The following is a 5858-nucleotide window of genomic DNA, read 5'->3' on the forward strand; positions in this document are numbered from 1 at the left end:
CCAGGACAACCGGACCACCGTCCACCCACGCCGCGACCGACCCGAGCACACCCAAACGAACGCCCTGCATACCTCTCCCCAGATCCTCACGTGCAGGTCAAGCCTCCAGGCAAGCAACTGCATCTCAGCGAATGGTCGGTATCGGGACACAAGCAGGCAACAGTCCTGAGCCCTTCGCGCGGCGAATGTGAGGAACGTGACCCTTTTACAGCCGTCTCCAAGCCGGGGAACGCACGCTGGGCCAGGAAGTTCAAGAGACGAGAAGGAAGATCGACGGTTCTCCCATGAGTTCAACAAGCCAGAAGGACAACGGCCTTCGTCTGCCGCTGATCGTCGCGGCGGTCGCCGTGGTTCCCCTGTTCGTCGGTGTGAGCGCGCACTCGACGACCGTCGTCAACGGCGTGATCGAGGACTACAGCTATTTCAGCGTCACCGACATCGCGGTCGGGGTGATAGCCATCCTCTACGTCGTACGGCAATGGTCCGCCGCACGGTTCAACGAAAGCCTCACGAGCAGGATGAGGCTGCTGCTGGTGCTCCTCGTCGTGGTGAGCGTGTTCCAGATCGTGCGGGGCTCGGGTGTGGTGCCGATGACGGTCGACTGCACAGCGGGCTACAGCTTCGACCTCTGCGCGCCTGCCGGGGACTGACGGCGGCGCACCACCGGAGCCGGAGCACGAACGGACAGCAGGGCGGGGCCGACGACTTCTGTCGGCCCCGCCCTGCTGTGTCCCTGCGAACGCTGTCCGGTCGGCGGTGCTCAGGCACCGGTCGTACGGCCGCGCCGGCGGCTCACTTCTCCAGATCGCTCCGCATCGCGACGACCAGCTTCTCCGCCCTGGGAAGACTGCTGTTCGGGAAGTGGACCACTCCCGCCGTCCTCGCGTCGGACCATCCGCAGATGACGTCGCCGTCCTGGGTGAAAGAGGCCAGCAGGCACTCCACGGAACCGCCGAGCGGGCCCGGGTCGGCCACCGGCTCGGCCTCCGGAGGCTGCTGGTCCCACTTGATGTGGTCGAGCATTCCCCGCATCAGGTACTCCTGGCGCGTGGAGGTGTCCTCGGGAACGTTGTCGACGGCGACGACGAGGACGTTCGCCGTCCTGCCCTGCTCGTCGGTGCGCGCGTACTTGGCCGCCACCAGGTTCATGCCGTCGCGCATGTCCCCGGGATCGATCGGTACGTCGGTGAGCGCGCCCTCGCCCGTCAGCTTGGGCAGGCCGCCGGCCCGATCGGCCTCGACGACGCGCCGGGCCGAGGAGGACGGAGCGGGCGCGCCGGACCGGGACGGAGCGGGCGCGCTGGACGGGGACGGGGTGGGCGTGCCCGGCTGGGACGCGGTGGGGCTGACGGAGGGTGTTGCCGTGACGGTGCCGCCCGTGATCGAGGGGTCGGCCTCGTCGAGCCCGGCGGGCTGACAAGCGGTGAGCAGGGACAGGCCGAGGACGGCCAGGGCGGTGACGGGAACGCTTCTGAGACGCATGGGTGTTTCTCCCCCTGTGAGGACCGGGGTCCTCGTTGGCTGAACGGGTTTTCCGGACTTACTGGGCGACGAGGACGTAGTCGTGGCTCTGCTCGACGGAGACGAGCTTCAGGTGGGCGGTGCCCTGCGCGTCGGCCACGCGCTGCCATCCCCAGCGCTGCGGCGAGTGCGACTCCTCCTTGTCCATGTCCGAGGAGCTGTTGCACCCACCCCGGTAGGCCCGGCGGTTGACCTCGGGCTCGAGGACGATCGTCTGACCGTCCTGGGTGGCGGTTCCCCGCTGGTACGACATCACCCGGCTGTGGCAGGCGCTGCCGCTGATGTTGGTCGCCGTGTAGCCGGACCAGACGTAGTGGCCGTCCGCGGTGATGCGGATGCCGCTGCCGGCCCTGACGTCGTCCAGGTCGGCCGGCCAGCCGGACTGCGGGTCGTAGATGTCCAGGTTGCGCCTGCCCAGAGTCAGGTAGTCGGACGGGTCCTGCCATTCGCCGACCAGCTCCGCGGACACCTTCCCGGACGCCTGCCCGGGAGCGGACGTGTCCGGAGCGGATGTGCCCGGTGCGGCCGTGCCCGGGGTCGCGGGGCCGCTGCCGTCCGTCCCTTCACCCGGGCCGCAGGCCGTCAGCAGGGCGGTGAGGGAGAGACCGAGAGCGGCGGCGACGAGCGGGCGCGCGGCCCGCCTGCCGGGTCTGGCGGTGGGAATGAGAGGCATGGTTCTTCTCCATGGGTCGAAAGCCGGAAGTGGCCGGCTCCGCAAGCGTGGGGCCGGGGACTTGCAGGACGCTGGGAACCCCCGACCGGCTGGTTCCAGCCGCCTCCAAGTCGGCCGCCGCACGCTCCCGGCGGAAGCTCCGGCAGCCCTTCCACCGCCGTCCGGAGCGAACGGAAGCGAAGGGAAACGAAGGGAAACGAAGGGAAACGGCGGCGCCGACCATGAACGAGACCGTCCGGGGAGCGGAAGCCGGGGGAGACCGCGGGGACCGGCACGGCGTTCTCGCTCCCCCTGACGCGCCGCGCCCGGCGCCGCACCAGGGCTCTGCGCCACGGCCGCCCCCCGGCCCGTACGCCGGTGCGGCCGTGCTGGTCCTCGCGCTTCTGCGGCTGCCCGCGGCACGACCGGTCGGCATCGCCCTCGACGTCGTGACCGCGCTCGTCCTCGTACCCGGCCACTGGTACGACTGCCGTCACTCCTCGGTCGATCCGCGCCGGGCACGGCTGGCCCTGGAGCACTGCCCGTGGCGACGGTTCCTGCGCGATTCCCCGCCGTGGCCGGCCGGAGAGCGGGAGCGGCGGGCGGGGTGGGAGGGGCCGCGTTTCGGCGGTGGGGTGTCGACACCCGGTGGCGGGCACCCGGCGCTGCTGGAGCGGCGCGACCTGCCGGGGAACCGTCCCCTGCGGCACCGGCGGGACGCGTGACCGTGGCGGACCTCAGTCGGTCCCGCCGCCTCCGTCGCCGCCGCCGTTGCCGTCGTTCAGGAAGCCCCAGTCGTCGTCGGTGATGTCGATGCCGCTGCCGGCCCCGGAACCAGCGGTCTGGAGTACCTCTCGGGTGGCATCGGCGATCGGCACGTCGAACGCGAGGTCCATCGCCTGTTCACCGACACTCCCGTGTGCGTGACGGCGCTCGAAGGCGCCGGGAAGACGCCGGACGAACCCGCTCGCCCCGATCAGGGCCGCGAGCTGCGCGTCACGAGGGTTGTCGTACGGGGCGCCCTTCAGTGGCCGGATCGCGCCCTCGACGCGCGAGGCCAGCCGCTCGGGCCAGCCCGGGGCCGCCTTCCACCGGTCGCCGAGGACACCCAGGCGTCCGCGCCGATGGTCCAGCAGGCCACGGGCGGCGAGCAGATCGAGGCAGGCGCGCCCCGGCCGCTGCGCGGACACCTCCCGTACCCAGTCGTGCGGAGTCGTCGGGAGGGAGCGCCCGCGCGAGGCGCGCAGTCGTGTCAGTGCGTCGGCGAGGACGGGATCGGCCGGTGGCTCCGGCCGCGCGACCGTGATGCGGGTGCCGCGCAGGGTGATCGCTTCGCGGAGCAGCAGCTCGGTCAGCACCGCGCCGGCCAGGAGCACGTCGAGGTGGGGCGGTGGCTTCAGGACGCCGGTCCGGGGGGGGCGTGGAGCAGCACCAGGTCTTCCGGAAGTGTGGTGGCGGGGGCGGCGGACATGTCTCTCCTGGGGAGTGCGGGCCCGTGGGGGCCCGGCGTGGGGCGGATCGGGGGCGGTGCGTCACCCGCGGACGAGGCGCCAGTAGCCGTACGGATTGAACGCGAAGCTGTCCTCGCCGTAGCGCTCGCACGCGACCTTGCGCAGGACCCACCGCGTGGCTCCCGGCCTGATCCGGAATCCGTCGCCGTCGTGGACGCGGCGACCGGGCTGCGAGGACAGCAGGTAGTACGCCAGGGCGCCCATCGTGTCCGCCCATCCCTCCAGCGATTCGGGCTCGATCGGGCGCTCGGGAGCCAGCTCCACGTCGGCTTCGCCGAGCAGGTGCATGCCGCGGCTGTGGAGGACGCCGTCGTCCTCGAGGACCGGCGTGACCCACGCCTGCCGCAGGGCGGTCGCGAGCTCGAACACGTCTGCCGTCCCGCTGCCGGCCGCGGCCGCCAGTTCCAGCCACTGCGCGCGTCCCCAGGTCACCCCGCCTGCCTCGTTCCGTACCGCCGTGGCGCCCGCTGTCAGCAGGGCCGCCGTGACGGCCAGCGCGCGTCGGGAGATGTCCCACGCCGTGGCGGGGGAGACGGGCGCCGACAGCACGTAGACGACCGATTCATGGGTGCCCGGGCCATGAGTGACCGGTTCGGCGCCCGAGTCATGAGCGGCCGGTTCACGGGTGGCCGGGGCGTGCGCGTCGCCCGTGGCCGCCCGGTGCTCATCGGCGTACGGGCGGGAGTCCGGCGCGGCCCCGAACGAGCCGCGGAGCCGGGGATCGTGCCCGCGCCGCAACTCCGCCAGCGCGAACTTCCCTTCGCCCGCCGCTTCGACGGCTTCCCTGAGCCTGTCGAAGTCCAGGCCGGCTCCGGCCGCGCGGAGTACGTGCCGTGGCATGACACCCGATCGCGGTGCGGCGATTCGGGTGTCGTCCGTGACATCCCTCTGCCGGTCCTCGTAAGCCATCGCTGTCGCTCCCTCCGGATCCCCACGGAGCATGGCCGCGCGCTCTGCAAGGACACTGGAGACCGGATCCCGGACGACCGGGCCCGGCCTCCAGCGGACTTCAAGCCCGGGGCGGCCGGAGGGGCCACGCGGAGGAGCCCCCGGTCAGTGCCCGGGCTTGAACGCGGACAGCTCTTCGGCGGCCTCGGCGAACGACATGGCCCGGCCGCGTTCGTGGCAGCGGTCGAAGTCCTCGGCCGGCAGCGCCTCCCGCACGAGTCCGGCCTGTGTCGGGCCGTCGACCGGGTCCAGGCCACCGGGCGAATACCCGATGCGTGAGCCCTGTTCGTCCACGAAACCCAGGAGCACGGCTCCGGCCTCGGCCCGTCCGGTCAGGGTCAGCGCGGCCGCGGTGCCGTGGGCGATGGTCAGCCAGCTGGTGACGTCCCCGTCCTCCTCCAGGATCCGGAGGGCGGCGAGCCCCGCCGCGAGGGCCTCGGCGGGCCGGTCGGCGATGTCGCCCTTCACCGGCAGCCAGCAGCAATAGGCCTGGACATAGCGGTGCCCGCTCTCCCGGGACACGTCGGCACACCGCGCCAGGACGTCCCTGGCGCGGTCGGACTGCCCCGCCGCCTGCAGCACCATCCCGAACATCATGAGGTTCTCGGCCTCCAGCCGCTGCTGCCCCGACGTACGGGCCAGCTCGACGGACGCCTCGGCGAGCGCCGCACTGCCCGCTGCGCCCCCCAGCCCCTCGAACAGCGCGTGGTAGGCGAGCGCCGTCGACTCCGTGGCGACGTCACCCGCCTCCCGGGCGTGCCGGGCGGCCTCCGCCCCCGACTGCGCGGCGGTGGCGAAGTCGCCCATCAGGTAGGAGAGACCGCTCACTCCGACCAGGGCGCGGGCCCGGGGGCCGGGTGCCGCGTCCTGGCACGTGTCGAGGGCCGCCCTGAGCCAGCCGAGGCCTTCGGCGATGTGGCCCCACCGGTGCCAGTACCGCTGCAGGGCTCCGCCGAGCCGGAGCGCGTAGACCCCTTCACCGCTCTGGAGAGCGGAGGCGAAAGCGGCCCTGATCTCCGGCAGGTCACGGGTCGTCCGCTCCATGGCGGACCGCGCGTCCTTCCCGTAGAGCATCTGCTCGGTGGCCTCCGCGCGCCGCAGCACCCAGGCGCGGTGCGCGGCCTGGGCGGTGGTCAGGACCGTGGGGGCGGCTTTGCGTCGCCCGAACTCCTTCAGCGTCTCCAGCATTCGGTAGCGGCGGGGGCGGGTTCCGGGTTCGGTGGTGA

The 5858-nt window shown here is 72.5% G+C and carries 6 protein-coding genes and 1 pseudogene; 2 read left to right on the forward strand and 5 right to left on the reverse strand.

The features are described from left to right. The first annotated feature begins 284 nt into the window (after positions 1-284). A complete protein-coding gene (locus ACFYUS_RS38985; protein ID WP_388863047.1) occupies positions 285-650 on the forward strand; it encodes a hypothetical protein in 366 nt (121 codons plus the stop codon). A gap of 142 nt (positions 651-792) precedes the next feature. On the opposite strand, the gene ACFYUS_RS38990 is transcribed toward ACFYUS_RS38985, so the two are convergent. Next, positions 793-1482: a hypothetical protein gene (locus ACFYUS_RS38990; protein WP_388863049.1), complete on the reverse strand. Its 690-nt coding sequence runs from the start codon at positions 1480-1482 to the stop codon at positions 793-795. A 58-nt stretch (positions 1483-1540) separates the two neighbouring features. Next, the gene (locus ACFYUS_RS38995; protein WP_388863051.1) at positions 1541-2194 is read right to left on the reverse strand and encodes a hypothetical protein; all 654 of its coding nucleotides are present in this window, start codon (positions 2192-2194) and stop codon (positions 1541-1543) included. Between the two features lie 365 nt (positions 2195-2559). Between ACFYUS_RS38995 and ACFYUS_RS39000 the strand changes: the two genes are divergently transcribed. Beyond that, entirely contained in the window at positions 2560-2898 is a 339-nt protein-coding gene (locus ACFYUS_RS39000) for a hypothetical protein (RefSeq protein ID WP_388863053.1), read from the forward strand. A 12-nt stretch (positions 2899-2910) separates the two neighbouring features. Here ACFYUS_RS39000 and ACFYUS_RS39005 read toward each other — a convergent pair whose 3' ends face one another. The 3 genes and pseudogenes from ACFYUS_RS39005 to ACFYUS_RS39015 all read right to left on the reverse strand — a co-directional run. After that, positions 2911-3573 (reverse strand): GPP34 family phosphoprotein, encoded by a 663-nt coding sequence (locus ACFYUS_RS39005; protein ID WP_388863057.1) that lies wholly within the window; start codon positions 3571-3573, stop codon positions 2911-2913. Between the two features lie 132 nt (positions 3574-3705). Further along, entirely contained in the window at positions 3706-4524 is an 819-nt protein-coding gene (locus ACFYUS_RS39010; RefSeq protein WP_388863055.1) for a hypothetical protein, read from the reverse strand. Positions 4525-4737: 213 nt separating this feature from the next. Further along, a pseudogene (locus ACFYUS_RS39015) lies at positions 4738-5858 on the reverse strand (hypothetical protein); the annotation flags it as partial.

Source organism: Streptomyces sp. NPDC004284 (genome assembly GCF_042874035.1).
GTDB lineage: Bacteria > Actinomycetota > Actinomycetes > Streptomycetales > Streptomycetaceae > Streptomyces.